Source organism: Spiroplasma endosymbiont of Crioceris asparagi (genome assembly GCF_964020035.1).
Taxonomy (GTDB): domain Bacteria; phylum Bacillota_I; class Bacilli_A; order Mycoplasmatales; family Mycoplasmataceae; genus TIUS-1.
Window position 1 is genome coordinate 161,190 of the sequence record NZ_OZ026475.1, and the last position, 19,326, is coordinate 180,515.

Annotated in this window: 9 protein-coding genes; 8 read left to right on the forward strand and 1 reads right to left on the reverse strand. The window is 24.5% G+C overall.

Going from position 1 to position 19,326, the window contains the following annotated elements; all coding sequences use genetic code 4:
• Positions 1-23 precede the first annotated feature (23 nt).
• A complete protein-coding gene (locus AACL01_RS00815) occupies positions 24-5,828 on the forward strand; it encodes an ABC transporter permease (RefSeq protein WP_339022985.1) in 5,805 nt (1,934 codons plus the stop codon).
• A gap of 17 nt (positions 5,829-5,845) precedes the next feature.
• A complete protein-coding gene (locus AACL01_RS00820; protein ID WP_339022986.1) occupies positions 5,846-8,569 on the forward strand; it encodes a hypothetical protein in 2,724 nt (907 codons plus the stop codon).
• A gap of 29 nt (positions 8,570-8,598) precedes the next feature.
• On the opposite strand, the gene rpsD is transcribed toward AACL01_RS00820, so the two are convergent.
• Entirely contained in the window at positions 8,599-9,216 is a 618-nt protein-coding gene (gene rpsD / locus AACL01_RS00825) for a 30S ribosomal protein S4 (protein WP_339022987.1), read from the reverse strand.
• A 239-nt stretch (positions 9,217-9,455) separates the two neighbouring features.
• Between rpsD and AACL01_RS00830 the strand changes: the two genes are divergently transcribed.
• Genes AACL01_RS00830 through mutM form a run of 6 tightly spaced genes read left to right on the forward strand, consistent with a single transcriptional unit; the run spans position 9,456 to position 19,183 of the window.
• Entirely contained in the window at positions 9,456-11,195 is a 1,740-nt protein-coding gene (locus AACL01_RS00830) for a septation ring formation regulator EzrA (protein WP_339022989.1), read from the forward strand.
• 6 nt (positions 11,196-11,201) lie between these two features.
• Complete coding sequence (gene thiI, locus AACL01_RS00835; RefSeq protein WP_339022990.1) at positions 11,202-12,401, forward strand: tRNA uracil 4-sulfurtransferase ThiI; 1,200 nt, start codon at positions 11,202-11,204, stop codon at positions 12,399-12,401.
• A complete protein-coding gene (locus AACL01_RS00840) occupies positions 12,382-12,708 on the forward strand; it encodes a hypothetical protein (protein ID WP_339022992.1) in 327 nt (108 codons plus the stop codon). The genes thiI and AACL01_RS00840 overlap by 20 nt, the downstream gene beginning before the upstream one ends.
• A 10-nt stretch (positions 12,709-12,718) precedes the next feature.
• Positions 12,719-15,682: a DNA polymerase III subunit alpha gene (gene dnaE, locus AACL01_RS00845; protein ID WP_339022993.1), complete on the forward strand. Its 2,964-nt coding sequence runs from the start codon at positions 12,719-12,721 to the stop codon at positions 15,680-15,682.
• A gap of 1 nt (position 15,683) precedes the next feature.
• Entirely contained in the window at positions 15,684-18,356 is a 2,673-nt protein-coding gene (gene polA, locus AACL01_RS00850) for a DNA polymerase I (RefSeq protein WP_339022994.1), read from the forward strand.
• A gap of 2 nt (positions 18,357-18,358) precedes the next feature.
• Positions 18,359-19,183, forward strand: a complete 825-nt coding sequence (gene mutM, locus AACL01_RS00855; RefSeq protein WP_339022996.1) for a DNA-formamidopyrimidine glycosylase — start codon at positions 18,359-18,361, stop codon at positions 19,181-19,183.
• The last annotated feature ends 143 nt before the right edge of the window (positions 19,184-19,326 follow it).

Genomic DNA, 19,326 nt, shown 5'->3' on the forward strand with positions numbered 1-19,326 from the left:
TTATCTTATAAAGAAGGATTTAAATGAAATCTTACAAACTACTTTTAAAAAATGGATTTAAAACAATGTTTAAATCACATAAAGGAATTGTCTTTATAGTGATTTTAACTTTTTTACTATCTTTAATTATGAATTTATCATTTACAACTATTAAAAAAATCAGTAATGATTTTAATCAAACTGTTGGTAAACATGAAAAATTTAATTCTGTTTATAGTAAAGACTCAGTTCTTAACCAAAATAAAGATGACGTTTTTTATCCATTGATGGATTTAGTTGATCCTAACTCTTACACAAAAGAATATACATATCATGATTTAAGTAATGAAGATATAAAAGACAAATATGTAAAAATGAATTCATTTGACTTTGACTATCATAATGTTGATTTCATTAATAAAACAATTGAAGGAAATGAATTCCAGTTAATGTTTCCATTTTTAAATCAAGTAAAAAATATAAATAGATTAGCAGCTGGTGGAGATTCAATACAATGATGTAATTACAATGATTTACATAAAGGTTTGAAATTTTATTTAATTCCAACAGAAAAAAAAGCAGATAAATATATAATTGACAAACCATTTGATTTACAAGAAAAACAAATAAAAGATCTTTTAAATTCAGACGAGTGATATTTTGGTGAAAATAGAGAGCTTTTAGGTTATGATGGTATTTTTGCAAATCTTGATATTAAAAGTACAAATACAACTCATCAAACTAAAAAATTGACAAACGGTATCTTTTGATATTCTGATGATTTAAAAACAATAGATAACATAAATAAAATAGATCACCTAGAAGCCCCAACAAACAAAAATCCGTTGGAAGATTTTTTATTTAATAATTATAAAGGCAGCAATTCAAACATAATTGATATCTTTTTAGATATTTTTGCAAAAAATTTATTTACACATTTAAAAAATGATAATTTAGATAGCGATCACTCAAATATTGCTGAATTTACAAAATTAAATCCTGATTGATTTAATAATTTAGCATTTAAAAATAATAAATTTATAAACTGAGCAGACCATTTTGATGCAAATAGTAATTTTATTAGTAATAATGTAACAGAAAAAAATTTAAGAATGTATAAATACATATATTATTCTATTCAGAGTTATGTAGAATGATTGGCAAATAGAACATTCGATTTTCAAAAATATATATATCCAGATATTAGCAAAATGAAAGAAACTTCAGATTATGGTAAAACCGGTGCTAGTGATTTATCAAGTATCCCAGAAATTACAGATATTAAAAAATTGTTTTGATCACCATTTGCAGTCAATGTTCCTTATTACACATTTCAATTTTTATTTGGGGAAAAAATTAATTCATATGATAATTTATACAAAGAATTTAATGATTCTAAATTTAAAGATAAATTAATTATTGTTGATGCAGAATCCACAATTAATTTAAAGCGCGATTATGAATATATCTCTGATAAAAAAGAAGAAAATCAATATAATATTGATGTTGAAGATAAAAATAAAAATATATCATGGTATCTTGGTGACGCCAAAGGCAAAACAGAAGAAGATTTAATTTTAAATAAAGGTTATCGTGGACATTTAAATCCAATATACTTTAACTCAAAAGACAAACAATGTTACTTTGTTAATAATGTAGATGAACTACAAGGTTATTCAAATAGTGAAGTATCTAAAAACTTACATTTTCCAAATAAAATAAAACACTATTCTGAAGTATTTAATAAATTTAATAATGTTACAGATATTGGTTTATATGGGCAAAACTTTTTAGGATTTAATTATAAGTATGCAAATTCAGTAAACCCACTTATTATTCAAAGTAATGCAGATGTTTGAAATGGGGTAAGTGATATTGCGTTAACTAATGAATATTATTCACATACACTTTTATCCTCATATATAAGCAATGTTGAAATTAAAAAAAGAACAGAGCTATTTTATTCTGATGCAAGTGAACAAAGGGAATTTAGACTAATTAATTTAGATGAATCAAAGCAATCAAATAAAATTACAACAACATTACTATCTGGTTCAATGCCTGTTGGGGACAATGAAATTGGCATAAACTATCAATTTGCAAATAATAATAACATTAAAGTTGGAAATATAATTAATATAGGTAATGCTTCATATGTTGTTAGTGGATTTTTAACAGATACTTATACTTTTTTTCCTAGTTCATCTTCAACTATGCCAATTCCTTCACCAACAAAAGGAATGATTGGATATTTAAATAATTCGGGTATTGAATCTTTATTAAAATACACTGAAGGAATTGAAGGTCAAATACAATCTATTGTTAATTTCTTTGTTTATGCAAATAATCAAAAAGATGTTAATAAATTTTATGAAAGATTAGGAGATAATCTCGAACAGTCTCAAACAATACTAAATAACATTAATAAAAATGATTTTTCAGATTCATTTAGCTCGGTTCAAAAACCAAGCAAATTTAAAGATTCAAATTTTGGTTTGAATTGATCTGTTTATGAAACTGTTTATAAATTAATGAAATACTTACTAGTATTTATTACTATTGTGATTATTGTATTAATAATTTCAATTGTTTATATAACAGTTTCAAGATTAATTAAACAAAATGCCAAAACTATAGCAATTTTAAAAGCACAAGGTGTTAGTTCACTGATTATTTCATTTCAATATGTTTGATATTCACTACCAATCTTGTTAATTTCTATTCCATTTGGAACTATAAGTGGTTTCTTTTTGCAAAACTTTTTTACAGGGTTATTTAAAAATTATCTTTCATTTAATACAGAATCTTATCAATTTGGTTTTTTGGGATTATTTTTAGTAATATTTATATTATTCATTTTTATTGGAATTTTTATTCCAGTTGTTATTGCCGTGTTAATTATTAAAAGACCTTATTTAACTTTATTAAATTCAGAAGCTAGTTCAAAAAAAATTAAATCATTTATTTGAGTTAAAAATAAATTCTTTAGTAAATCTTCATTTAATAAAAAAATATCAATTGATTTATTATCTTCTGAAAAAAAATTGCTAGGAATATTCTTTTCAATAATGATATTTTCTTCATTTATAGTTTCATTAATTATTACAATACCTTCTTTAAACTTGAAAATTCAAAATAACTACTTTAAAAATAGTAAATATAAAAATCAATATACATTAAGAGATGGAGCGGTTAACTCACCGTTGGCACAAAAAAATATTAATTTATGAAAAGGTCCTGATCAATTATCAAATGAAAGAATTAAGGTTAACCAAGTTTTTGATGGTAAGGGTGGAAATGAATCATACATCTATAATTCATCAGATGGATTTTCAAGTTCAGTAGCAAACTCTAAATTTTTACCATTATTTGTCTATAACAACGGAACAACAAATCCATTAAGTAAAACAATTATTAATGATCCTGGTAAATTATTTAATTTAATGTTGGGTTCAGTTATATATAATCTTTTAAATCCAACTGGAAAAGGTATTTCTGTAGGAATATTTGATCAATGAATAACAGATTGTTTTAATAATGCTTCATTGCTAGGTGATAACAAGGGTGTCTCAGATGCAGAATATGAAAAAATCAGAGTAGAGAACGCCTCTAAAATAGTTTCTACTATTTCAACAATGTTACCAAATGTGTTCTCGATTGCAACCATTCCGAACTTATCATTCCAACCAGGAGATGATTGAAAAAAACAATTACTATTAACTTTCACCACAAAAGCTCCACCTTATATAAAACAATATATTGAAAAAAAAGACAGACAAGATATTACAAGTATGGGATTGCAAACCGAGAATTTAGTTGCCGGAAAAGAAACTGCTGCAACAACTTCAAGTTTTAATGGACAAAACTTATCATCAGATGTTATAGGTATTTCAAAAACAAATAATTCTTTTGGAATTGATTCTCGTGTTAAAAAGAGATTATTTTATAGTGACAAGACTATTGATGAAATTCATAAACTTTATAATGGATTTAAATTATCAAGCAAAGAACTTGATGATCTTAACAATCAAGGTATTTATAATAGTGGAACTAATACATTAGAATTACCAATTATTGTAAATAAAAAATTGCAAATATTAAATAATTTAAATGAAGGTCATGAAATTCAAAAAGTTAAGTTTAATTCTAACAATTTGGTAATGAGTACTTCAAAATACAATGATTTAATCATTCCTAAAACTGCTTGAAAATATGATGATACTGATTTTGCAAATACAACATATGCAAAAAAAACAGTTAAAGGTCTAGAAAATATTTTTAAAAATTCACTTAATGGATATAATCAAACAAATAAAAGAACTTATTTAGATGCATTTAATATAGATCCAAATAAATTTACTTACAAAAAAGAATTTGATCAACCAATTGATCAAGTTAAAACAGATGCACAAACCGAATTATTAAATAATTCATATATGTTTGGAAATTTTTCTTACAAATATAATGAAAAAAATGGAAATAAAGAAATTGAATCATCATATTTAAGACCTTATTATCAATGACAAAATGTTAAATTATTTATTCCTAAGTCAATATTTTCAAATGATGCAGAACAAAAAGAATTAAATAGATTTATTAACCCAAGAAACAACCTTTATTATGATAAAGATAAACTTAAAGAAATAGGTTGAACTTTAGATGATAATTCAAGTATTTTAGTAAGTGGAAATGAAGTTCCTGATGATGTTAAACAAGGATGAAAATATAAATTAACACCCGAAGATTATAAAGAATTAAATGACTCAAATTCAAAAAATTGATTTGCAATAAGACCATATGATATAAGACCTTCAATTGGTTTACCGGGAAATGGTGGAGAGGGTGAAGAATTAAAAGTAATGATTCCTCAAGCTCAATACTATTGATTAAGAGAAATGCTAAACGATGTAAATAGCGGGTTTGTAAAATTCAAAAATACTGAAAGTGAAAATATCAAAAATATTAATGTTAACTTTAAAGTAAAAGGAATTCTAGATACATACAATGGGGACACAATACTTTCAAATATTGACTTAATAAATACTTTAATTGGTGCATCTAATGCCAAAGAAGTTCAATTTAATTCTAATTTATTAGATTCTGATCAACCTGTCACAAACAATAAATATAATTACAATTTATATAAAGAAAATGTGTTTAAACCATACGTGGAAAATAAAGATGATGGAACAAAACTAATTAAAAAATATACAACCGTAAATGGGTTTGATTCATTTAAAAATGCAACCAACATGTATAACAATTCAATATATTCAAACATAGAAGAACCTGTTGGAATATCAACTGGTGTATCTATTGAAAAAACACAAAGAGATGGAGCTTTATCTGTTTATGATGACTTCGGACAATATGATACAGGAATGAAAAATATTGATATGTTCTCAATCAAAAAAGACTTATTTACAAAAGCATCAATGATAATACTGTCAATAAGTTTAATATTCATTGCTATATTGTTTATAATATTAGTAATAACATTGATAACAAATTCAGATATTTATATTACAAAATATAAACACTTTATTGTTACACTTAAATCATTTGGATATTCAAAACGACAAATATCATTATATACAATGACAATTCCTGGAATAATTGCGTTCATAGGAATAATAATAGGTTATCTATTTATGATGGTCGTCTCGAACTCTATAATAGCAATTCTAACTCACAACGGAATAGTGGTTCCATTTGCAATATCACCACTAATACCATTGATTACATTTATCTTAATTATGAGTACATGATTTTCATCAACATTAATTGTTGTATTAAAACTATTGAAAAAATTACCATATGAATCTTTAAAGGATACATTTAGCGAATAAAAAAAGGAGACATTAATATGTTTAAAAAAATTTATTTATCATTACTATCAATTTTAATATTAGTGTTTTCTTTTTCATCACTTGTTAGCTGTGGGGCAAATGAAGTTGAAAACAAAATGTATAAGTTTGTTAAAATTGCAAGTTATAGTGCCAAAGCAGCAATTATAAATTCTAAAACAAAATTAGCTTTAGATGATCACCTAGATCAAAAATATATTGTTAAATCAATGGGTGAAAAAAATGTCAAAGATGAACTTGGCAAAGATTTCACCACAAATCAAACATCTAACACAAAAATGAGTAGTTTGTTTCAAATGATGTTTGGTGATGCAAACTATACTTATAATAATGATCAAGGCACTAACGAGGGAATTAAAACCAATGATGGTGGTTTAACACCCAAATCAGACTTACAACAAACTATTTCTAAATACTTTGGAATAGTTTATGGTTTTTTACAAAATGGTGTTAAACAAGAGTCATTAGGAATGTTAAATAAATTTTTATTGGATACTTTATCAAGTCTTTCTGATTTAAATAAAGATCCAAATGAAGCTTCAAAAAAAGATGGTGTTAAAAAATTATCTACATTTGGAAAAATTGATGAATTTTTACAAGGAATTGAAAAACCAATTATTGAACCAATGAAAGATGCTTTAAAACCAATTAGTCCTGAAAATCAAAAATTAACATTATTTGATTATGAAAATAAATTAGCAGATGAAATAAAATTAAATCCCCAACATACACAAATTTCTTCAATTATAAAAAATTTAATTTCACTTAACAAAGAGGGATTGCTAGGTGATGGTAATGAAGATAAATTAGCAGACATTGCTAAGTTAATTACTAGTATTATTAAATACATCACATTTAATTTAACTGTTGCTTACAACTACTATGATGACTATTTAAAAGCAAAAGAAAATGATGATGTAAAAATAATTGGATTATTAGGATATTGAAACACTAAATTAGTCAGTGATATACCTGAATTAAAAAATAATCAAATAAATGGTGAAAAACTATTTCAATTATTATCAGGAATCTTTAAATCTAATCCTAAAGATGGTGCTGGTATTGATAATTTCACAGCAGTTCAAGCATTATTATATTCACCAAGTTTATCTGAAATATTAGTTGAGGTTTTAAATCCAATTTTAAATAAATTATTAGAAAAAGTAAATATTGGTAAATTAGTTGTAGGATTTGCAAGTGATGAATTTAAAAATACTGATGATGCAAAAAAAATTGAACCAGCAATAAATACATTTATCATTAAAACTGTAGATAAATTACCTAAAATTATAATTGAATTATTATCTCCAACAGACAAAGGTGAAGAATTGATTCAAAGTATATTGGATGAAATAATTGCAACCAAAGATCCACAAAAAAAAGATGATATTTTTTCATATCTTATTAACTTAATGGCCGCAATGAGCAACGATACAGGAAAAAATATACTCTATAATATTTTGGACTTGCTTGCCAAGAATGCTAGTCCAAGTTTTAAAGATACAATTAAAACAATAAAAGGTTTATTGCCAGTTATCTTAGGTCGTTTGGGAAGATTTGTTTTAGATGGGGCCAGATCTAAAATTAGAGATATTTTACAAAACTATGTTGATAAACTAGCTGATTGAAATGCTGATATAAATGGAATAATTAGATCATTATGATCAATCTTATATGTTGGTATTCAAATTGATGATAAATTTTCAATTGGATTGAAAGAATTGTTTAATGCTAAATTATTAAACTTATTAGATGATGGTGTTTTTGCAAAAAATGATATACTAAAAAACTTTTATACATTCAAAAATGAATCCTTAAGCTCTATTTTTGAAATTTTGTCCAATAGATTTAAAACATCAACCAAACTAATTAAGGGAAAAACTTATAAAGTTGTACCAACTCTTAGTTTAAGCGCCTTATCTCTATTGCTTAATTTATTTACTCAAAAAACTTGTTGATTTAAAAATATTAGAAATACAAGAGATGGGGATGCTAATCAAAATCCATCATTCGGAGGAAATCTTACAAAAGCACAAAATGATGATGTTCAGTCAGGCAAAGGTATAAATGTAACAGTACTTAAGGGTATTGAAATATTAAATAATAATATTATGTTAAATGAAGCTAGATGACAAAAAGAATTTGATTATCCAAATGCAAAATATTTCTTTAGCGAAGATGGTAAAGGACCGAATGAGGGGTCCGGACCAAAAGATGGCGGTTGAAGAAATTATAATGATTATTCAATAATTACCCATAATAATATTTTTGACACAATTCTGGGTAAAGATTTATATAAAACAGATGCCACAAAAGACAATGATTATTTATATAAAAATTCATTAATAGATACACTAGGAACGGTTTTTGGTGGAAAAGATGTTAATGATCAAAATATTGTTATGGAACTTGCACAGAATCAAGCATTTATGTGTGGTGGAGTTTTAGATATATTCCAAGATTTGTTTGATAATTATTTTAAAAAATCAGAAAAAGAATTAAATGAAAAATATTTTGAAAGTTATGTAGACAAAAAAAATTGAATGATTGAAAATAATAAATCTTTCTCTCAACAATTTAAAAATGGATCTTCAACTGAATCACATTTCTATTTTAAAATGTATTGAAAAACAAGTAATGTTTTCCCTAATGAACAATATAAAGTTTGAATTGCAAAAAATGATAATGGAACTTATAGAATTGAAAAAATTACACAGCAATAAAAAAATGAACTTTTAAAGTTCATTTTTTCTTATTTAATAAGACGGTTGTATCATTCAACAATAAGTGATTCATTAATTTCTTGGTTAAGTTCTTCTCTTTTAGGTAATTCTTTAAAAACTCCTTCTAGTTTAGTTTTGTCAAATTTAACAAACCCTAATGTAGAAACATTAGCTTTTAAAGCTTCTTGAATTTTTACATTTTTTTTGATTTTTTCTTTAACTTCAATTTTGTCCCCAACACTTAAAATGTGTGAAGGAACATCTAATTTTCTACCATTAACTAAAATGTGACCGTGTGACACTAATTGTCTTGCACCTTGTCTAGTTAATGATAAACCCATACGATAAACAATATTATCTAAACGGCTTTCTAATCTTTGCATAAAGTTAACACCAGTAACACCTTGCATTTTTTTTGCTTTAATGTAAGTGTTTCTAAATTGTCTTTCTGTTAGTCCATACATAAATTTCAATTTTTGTTTTTCTTGTAATTGTTGACCATATTCAGAAAGTTTAACTCTTTTAGCTCCGTGTTGACCAGGAGCAGTTACTCTTTTTTTACCTTTAGAAAATTCTTTACCATCTTCTCTTATTGAAAAACCATAACGTCTAGCTTTTTTGAATGAAGATCCAGTAAATCTTGACATATATTTTTCTCCTTTATAATTATCATCAAATTTTAAGATATCCAACCCTATTGAGGGAAGTGTAACATTCACCTTAAATCTGCAAAGGTTACAACATAATTTTGTTAACTAAGTACCTCAATATGTTTGAACGCAGAATATCAAAATTTAACCTTATTATTATATAACAAATTATTATGTTTATAAAATATTCTTTAATAATTGCTATGTTATAATTTATTAATAATAAGAGGTGTATTTTGCAATTATTAATGGGTGAAAAATTTTTAAATACTAGCGATAAAGTTATCTGATTAACACTTACAATAATAGTTGTTTTTTTAGTGTTTGGTTATTTATTGTTTTTATTTGGATATAAATATATCATTCAAACATATGCTAAAACATTAGATTTAATTAACATTATTAAAAAAAATCAAGTTAAATATAAATTAAAAAGAATTGCTGAAATTAATAAAAATACAAATACACTTTTTGGTGAATTACAAATTTGACGAACAAATTATGAGCATTATGTGGAATTACGTTTGAAGGAAGTTTATTATTCATTTTATAAATTCGTTACTTCTAAAAATTGATTAATACCAACTCCTAAAAATATTAGAAAAATTAAAAAAATAAATAATGAAATAAAAGAAATTTATGAAAAATTATTTCATATGTTAAATGAAATAAACAATGTGCTTGAAGTAGAGGATATTCAAAGGGACTCAATTACTTCTTATAAAGAAATGTTTGAAAAAATTAAAACAGAAACAAACATGTTTATCATGGCACACAACTATGTTGATGAAGCAAAACTTTTTAATACATTATCAAACATTGAACAATTGTTTGAATCTTTTTATAATGAATTAGCACTTGGGAAATATGAAAACTCAGTTGCAATTCTTGGTTCAATAAAACAAGCATTAATCTTTATGATTGAAATGTTAGATTCAATTCCACGAATAGTTTCGACATTAAAAAATACTGTTCCTCCAAGAATGGAAAAATTAAAAAAACAATATATGTCTGCAAACTCTTTAAAACGCAACTTATCTAAAAACGCCAAAACTTTTTTACAACTTGAAGAAAAAGTTAATATGTTAACAAACCAAATTAATGAAAATTTGAAAAATGCACAATTTAAAAAAGCCCAAAAAAATTTAAAAATTATTTTAAAATCCATTCAAAGTTTTAATGATGAAATTGTTGGTGAAGACAAATTAAAAGACTATGTAATTTATAATATTGACGGAATTAGAAAACTAATTGACAGTTTATTTACTTCTTCATTAATGATTGAAAGGGCATTTAGAAATGTGGAATCACTTTCAAAATATCCAACAAAAGAAAAAATTGAATTTGATCGCGCTAAAGCAGAGTTCACAAAAGCAAAAACTAAATTAGATATTATCTTTTCAAATTGAGATGTTAATCGAAAAAATGGATTAGAAATCGACATCAAAGACTTCAAGAAAAGATTATTACTAAATCTTGAAGTAATCATTAATGAAATGGATAATTTTGAGAAATCAGCTAAAAAGGTTAAAAACTCATTAACAAATAAAGAGAAAGTAAATAATGCAATAGTTTTTATAAAAGCTATTATTTTACAATCACAATCTTTAATAAAACAAAACAAAACAATTTCTCAACTAAGCGCCTTCGAACCAAAAATTAATGAGTTTATTGAAGAATTAGAAAAGTATATTAAAGATAATCAAGATAAATTTGAAAATCAACAATATAGAAAAGATATTGAAAAAGATATTGAAGAATTACACAATAGAGGTTGAGAATTATTTGCTTCTATTAAAGACGCAATTTTTTATGATTTTATTGCCCAAGAAATTTTGGTGTATTTAGAAAAAATCGCAATTCAAAATCCTACAGTAGAAAAGGATTTAATAACACTTGAAAATATGTATAGAAAAAAAGAGATGGATTTATTAATGGGTAACCTATTAACAATATTAAAACAACTTAGAAAATAGGTAATTATGAAAACAATTTTAATTAGATATGGAGAATTAACTTTAAAAGGGAATAACAGAGACATTTTTATTGATCAACTTATTAAAAATATAAAGTTTAAACTAAAACCTTATAAAGAATCATTAACTTATATAAAAGATCACAACAGTTTAGAACTTGAAATGATTGATGAATCTAAAATTGAAGTAATTTGTAACATTGTTAAAAATATTTTTGGAATCTATTCTTATTCAATTGCAGAAAAAATTAGTTATTCTAATACTGAAAAAATTATTGATACTGTAGTTGAAAGTGCAAAAATAATTAAAAACAGAACCTTTAAAGTTAATGTTGTTAGAAAAGATAAAACATTTCCTATAAAATCAGACGAATTTAAATTGGACTTAGCAAAAAACATTTTACAAAAATATGATAATTTAAAGGTAGATGTTAAAAATCCAGAAGTTGAAATTCAAGTTTTAATTAAACAAAAAAAAGCTTATGTCTTTAGTGAAAAACATGATTGTGTAAAAGGTTTACCAGTTGGAACCGGTGGTAAAGCTATCTCTTTAATAAGCGGGGGTATTGATTCGCCGGTAGCAAGTTTTCTATCATTAAAAAGAGGACTACAAGTGGATTTCTTACATTTTATGACACCACCTCACACAACTAAAGAAGCAGTTGATAAGGTATTTGATTTAATTAAAGCAATTGCAAAATACAACACTAATAATTCAAGTTTTTATTTATGTGACTTTTCAACTATTTTAAAAGAATTAATGCACATAAAAGATGAATCATATCGTATAACAATTATGAGGAGAGTTTTTTTAATTATTGCAAATAAACTAAGTGAAAAAATTGGAGCATCAGCAATAATTACAGGTGATTCACTTGGTCAAGTTGCTAGTCAAACAATTGAATCAATGAGTGTTATTAGTGAAGTTTCTGAAAAAATAATTCTTAGACCATTGATTACTTTTGACAAAGAGGAAATAATTAAGATAGCTAAACAAATTAATACATATGAAACTTCAATATTACCATTTGATGATGTGTGTTCAATGTATGTTCCTAAAAAACCGGTAATTAAACCAAAATTAAAACAAGCATTAATACAAGAAGAAGGTTTAATAATTGAAGAAATGGTGGAATATGTAATTAACAATTGTATTACTCGATATTATTTAAAAGATGGTGAATGAAATGAAGAAAAGAAAATCTAAAGAAGAATATGGTGTTTTCAAAAATAAAAAAGTAGATAAAAATGTTTCTAATAAAGAAAAAACATTTGTTGTTAATGAAGTTGAAGATGAAAATATCAAAATAGAAAAATCTTATAATATTAATAAAACAATTATTGATGAAGATGTTGTGTTAATACTTGATTCGGATCAAAACAAAAAGAAAAAGAAAAAAAGATTTTTCAATCTTTATTGAATAGCGTTATACATTTTAATATTAATCATTGTTATTATTTTTGTAGTATATGCAATTAATAAAATGTCTAATGGTGAAACATTAATTACATAAGGAAATAAATATGGTGAACCTAATAAATGTAAGAACAGAATATAATTTTCTTGATTCTTTAATTAAAATTAAAAACTACATAAAACTTGGTGTTGAAAACAAGCTTGATGTTTTATTTTATTCTGATGTTAATTTTTTATATGGGGCAGACACTTTTACAGATGAATGTATTAAAAATAATATTAAACCAGTTATTGGTGCTAGTTTTAAAATTTTTAATTCTGAAATTATTTTGTATGCAAAAAGTAAAACAGGTTATGAGTTCATTTCAATAGTTAGTTCAAAAATGGCACTTAAAAAAGAAGTTCAATTTGTTGATGTTATAAATAATTTAATTTTAAAAGATTTAATTATTGTTTTTTGTCCTTCAGTAAAAGCGGAATTAGAGAAATTTAATTCTCTAAAATTAGAAAATTGTGAAGTGTTTTTTGGAGTTAATAAGCAAAACTATGAAATTTTAAAAAACAAAGAAAATGTCATCTTTGCAAATCCAATTAAATATTTTAATAAAAATGATAAGTTTTCATTTGAAATATTAAAATCAATTGAAAATAATTACTCTAAACTTAATGTGGAAGATGATTTTCATTATTTTACAGATGAAGAAGTCAAAAAATATATTGATTTAAAAAAACACAATAATGCAATTAAAACAATTATTAGTAAAACAAATTTTAATTTATTAGAAAATAAAGAAAAACATTTTTTAAAAATAAATGATAAAAATTCTTTAGATATTTTGAAAAAAGTTTGCAAAACTTTAATTGAAAAATATTGTGATATTAACAAGTTAAATCTTAATAAATATCTAGAAAGATTAGATTATGAAATCACAATTATTGATCAAATGAATTTTGTTGATTATTTTTTAATTGTGCAAGATTTTATCAAATATGCTAAAGAACAAAAAATTTTAGTAGGACCAGGAAGAGGTTCTGCAGCAGGAAGTTTAGTGTCTTTTTGTTTAGGAATTACATGATTAGATCCAATTAAATACAATTTAATGTTTGAACGATTTTTAAATACTAAAAGATATACTATGCCAGATATTGATATTGATTTTCAAGATGATCGTCGGGAAGAAATTATCAATTATTTAAGTAAAAAATACAAAGATAAATTTGCAACAATTTCTACTTTTCAAACAATTGGAATTAAAAATGCAATTAGAGATTGTGGTAAGGTATTAAAAATATCTGAAACAGAAATTACAGCAATTATTAAATCAATTAAAACTGCAACTGTAACAGATTTAGAATTAGCATTTAATGAATCAGAAAGATTTAAAGCATATGAAAATGATTCACGCTACACGACTTTATTTCAAGTAATTAAAAATATAATTGGTTTGCCTAGACAAGCTGGAACTCATGCGGCTGGTGTTGTTTTTTCTGACATTGAATTAAGTAAAATTATTCCGACCAAATTGTCATCGCAAAATATTCAACAGACACAATTTCCAATGACTAATTTAGAAAATTTAGGTCTTATAAAAACTGATATTCTGGGGTTGCGTAATTTAACAGTTTTAAAAAACATTATAAATTTATATACAGAGCAATATAACAAAAAAATTAATTTAAGATCAATTAATTTAAATGATAAAAAAACTTTTGATTTGTTATGTTCTGCAAAAACACTAGGAATATTTCAATTTGAATCAGAAGGGATGCGTAAAACGCTTTTAGAAATTAAACCGCGAAATTTAGAAGAAATTTCTTCTGTTTCCGCACTTTATAGACCGGGACCCCAAGAAAATATTCCTCTATATGTAAAAAATAAATTATCAAAAAAATTTAAAAATATAGATAAAAGATTAGATCATATTTTAAACCCAACTTATGGAATCATTGTTTTCCAAGAACAAATTATGCAAATTTTTAGTGAGCTAGCAAACTTTTCATTAAATGAAGCAGACATTATAAGAAGGGCAATTTCCAAAAAAAGTTTTGCATTATTAGATAAATATAAAAAAGAGTTTTTTCAAAATTTACAAAAAAATAATTTTGAATTATTTAAAGCTCAAAAACTTTGAGATTTTATATATAGTTTTGCAAACTATGGATTTAATAAAGCACACGCAATGTCATATGCTTTAATAAGTTATTGATTTGCTTATTTTAAAGCTAATTACCCCCAAGAATTTTACTGCGGCCAATTAAACTCGTTAATTAGAAATATTGATAAATCAGAACAATTTGTAAATGAAATTAAAAATCAAAATATGCAAATTGTATCACCTTCAATTAAAACACCAACAAAACTATTTGTTATTAAACGTAACAAAATACAATCACCATTATCAATTGTTAAAGGTGTATCTGAAGATAAAATTAATCAAATAGTGTCAGTATATGAAAAAGATAAAAATGCTTTTCAAAGTTTTGAGTCAGTAATAACTATTTTACAAAGTGAAAATATTTTGGATGAAGAAACATTTTCAGCATTAGTTTATTCAGGAACATTTGATGAATTCGGATACTCACGCAAGTTTTTAATGAAAAATATGGAAGATATTTTATATTTAGCTTCACTTGGTAATTTAAAAGAAAATACTTTGCTTGAAGATCACGAAAAAGATGACACGATTGCAAAAATGAATTATGAAAGAGAATATATTGGATTTTTTATTTCAGAAAATCCACTAATTCATTTGCGTAATAAAGAAGAACAACTGAATAAGATTAAAATATCTAAGATAAAAGATTGTGAAACCAATAATATTGAATATAATGTTTTAGGAACACTAAAAAGAAGTGCTTTTAAATTAGATAAAAATCATAAAGAAATGGCATTTATAGATTTTGAAGATGAAACAGAAAAAATTAGTTTAACTATATTTACAAGCGTTTATACAGAAATTAAAGATCAACTTGTAGAAAATGGTGTTTATTTATTAAGTTTTAAAAAACAAGTTTATAAAGATCAAAAAAGTGGTGTAGTCACTAAAATTATCAAAAGATTAAAGGATTAGTATGAAAAAAATATTATTAGTAGATGGAAACGGATTATTGTTTAGAGCATATCACAGTTCAATGTATGGGGGGAATCAAATGAAGACCTCATCAAATATTGTGACTAATGCCGCATTTTCATTTGTTAATATGCTATTAAATTTAATTAACAAAAATGATTATTACAATGTTATTGTTGCTTTTGATATTGGTAAAAAAACTTTTAGACATGATAAACTACAAGATTATAAAGGAACCCGTTCAAAAACACCTGAAGATTTAATTACACAATTTCCAATAGTTAAAGAATTTTTAGCAGCTTCTAATATTCCTTACTATGAACTTGTTAATTATGAAGCAGATGATATTATTGGGACTATCGCTAAAAAGAAAATTACAGATTATAAAATTGAAATTCTTTCAAGCGATAAAGATATGTATCAATTAATTGACGACAGAATTACAGTTGTTAGTCCACAAGTTGGCACATCTTCAATGAAGGTAATTGATATTAAGGCAGTACATGATAAATATCAAATTACTCCAGCACAAATAATTGACTTAAAAGGAATATGGGGTGATAGCTCTGACAATATTAAGGGAATTAGTGGAATTGGAGAAAAGGGCGCCATAAAACTTTTAACCCAATTTAAAACCCTTGAAAATATTTATAAGAATATTGATTCAATTTCAGGATCACAAAAAGATAAATTAATTGCAGATAAAACTAATGCTTTTTTGTCAAAAGAAATTGCCACAATATGTTTAGAAACACCGATTAAAGAGTTTCAAAATATAGAATTAAAAATTAATTTTTCTAAAATGAAAGATTTTTTTGAAAAATATGAAATGTTTAGTTTGATTAAAAAATTTTGTCCGATTGATGAAATTCCTGAAACAAAAATCAAGTATCAAATTTTAAAAAATTGAGATACAAAATTTAATTGTCCTGAAAATTATATATATTTAGAAACACTTGATGAAAATTATCATAATGCAAAAATTATTGGGGTTGCCATTTCAAATAAGAAGGGGAATTTTTTTATTAATTTAAATACTTCAATGACTGAAGAAGTTAATTTATTTAACTGAGATAAACAAAACATTGATCAAGATTTTCAGCAATTTTTAAAAATGGCAAAGTTTAAAACATATGATGTAAAAAAAACTATCTATTGTTTAGAAAGATTAGACTATGTTATAAATTATGATAATTTTATTTATGATATGATGCTTGCTTGCTATGTTTTGAATCCCAACATTAAATCAACTATTGAAACACACATTAATTATTTAGATGCGAAATATTCTTTAACTTCTTTTGAAGAAACATTTGGTAAAGGAGTTAAAAAAACAGATTTTATTGAAAATGATATTAAAGCATTATTTATGTGTCAAAGATCAGAAGCAATATTAAACTTAGAAAATAAAATAATAAAAAATTTAAAAGATGAAGATCAATTTGAATTGTATGAAAACTTAGAATTTTCTTTTGCTTTTGTTCTTCTAGAAATTGAAAAAAATGGTGTGTTAGTAAACAAAAAAGAATTAGAATTGCAAACAAAACAGACTCATGAAATAATAGTTGATTTAGAAAATAAAATTAAAGATATCTTAAAAGAAAATATCGATGAAGATTTTAATTTATCTTCACCAAAACAACTAAAAGAATTATTGTATGAAACACTAAAATTACCAGATAAGTTTAAAGGAAGCACAAACAAAGATGCGCTAGAATTTTTAGAAGATAAACATGAAGCTGTTGGATATATTTTAAGACACAGAATGTTTTCCAAACTATATTCAACATATTTAGTTGGTTTAGAAAAATACATTGAAGCAGATTCTCGTATTAGAAGTATTTTTAATCAGGCCCTTACTAATACTGGAAGATTAAGTTCTTCATATCCAAACTTACAAAATATTGCTATAAGAAATGATGAACAAAAAGAAGTTAGAAAAATATTTATCGCTCCTAAAGAAAAAACTTTAATATCATTTGATTATTCACAAATAGAATTAAGAATTTTAGCAGAAGTTGCTAATGAAAAAACATTAATTGAAATCTTTGACCAAAACAGAGATGTTCATGAAGAAGCAGCAAAAAGAATTTTTAAAAAAGACACTATAAGTTCTGATGAAAGAAGGATTGCGAAAATCTTTAACTTTGGAATCTTATATGGTTTAAGTGAATTTGGTTTGGCTAATGATTTAAAAATCACAAAAGCAGAAGCTAAAGAGTTCATTGATAACTACTTTAAAACATTTGAAGATATTCTTAACTTTAAAAAAGAAATTGTAGAATATGCTAAAGCACATAAATATGTTTTAACGCTTGCTAATAGAAAACGTTGAATTCCGGAATTAGAAAATTCTAACCGCATGATTAAAAGTTTTGGGGAAAGAGTTGCAGTAAACGCTCCAATTCAAGGCACCTCAGCTGATATATTAAAAATTGCAATGAATAACATTTATAAACATTTTAAAAATGAAGTTAAAATTATTTGTCAAATTCATGATGAAATAATTGTTGAAGTTGATTCTGAAAAAGTAGATTTTTATAAAGAAAAAATTTCTTTTATTATGAAGTCTGCTCTTGAAGATCTTTATCAATTAGTTAAAAAAGATAATAAACCAAAAGTTAGATTGGAGGTTAATAGTTCAAGCGGTAAAAACTGATTTGAACTAAAATAGTTATGCCTGAATTGCCTGAAGTTGAAAGTGTCCGTGCAGTACTTGAAAATCAAGTTAAAAACAAAACAATAGATAGAATTAAAGTTATTTATAACAAGTTGCTAAAAGACACAACTGAAATTGAATTAAATAATAAATTAAAAGACAAAAAAATTATTAATGTAAATCGAAAAGCTAAATACTTAATTTTTGAATTTGAAAAATATGTATTAATAAGTCATTTGAGAATGGAAGGTAAATGATATTTTTACAATGATTTAAATATTAATATAAACAAGCATGCAGAATTTATATTTTATTTTAACGATAAAACAATGCTAGTTTATTTTGATACTCGTAAATTTGGAACACTAAATTTTCTAGAAAAAGATAATTATTTTCAAAAACTTCCTTTAAATAAGTTGGGACCAGATGCAAATAAAATTGAAAACAATTTTACACCATTTTATAAAAAAATATCAAAATCAAGTAAAAATATTAAAACTATTTTATTAGATCAAACCATAATTGCCGGGTTGGGAAATATATATGTTAATGAAGTTTTGTTCGCTGCAAAAATATTGCCTTTTAGGGAAGGTAAATCAATTTCTGAAGAAGAAATGAAGACAATACTAAATGAGTCCCAAATGATACTTAATAAGGCCATAAAATATGGCGGGACTACAATTTCGACATTCCATTCACAAGAAAATTCTAAAGGTGGATATCAACAATTTTTAAAAGTTCACTTAAGGGTGAACAAACCATGTTTTACATGCGGAACACTAATAAAAAAAATTGCTGTAAATGGTCGAGGGACCTACTATTGTGAATTGTGTCAAAAATAATTTAATATGTGGATAACTTTAAATAATCCTTTATTAATGGTACTTTTGTATATTGCAAAAAGTTAATTTAATAACAAAGAGCACAAATTAATCAAGTCATAATGACTTGGTTTTATTTTATTTTATATTTAACTTTGTCGTAC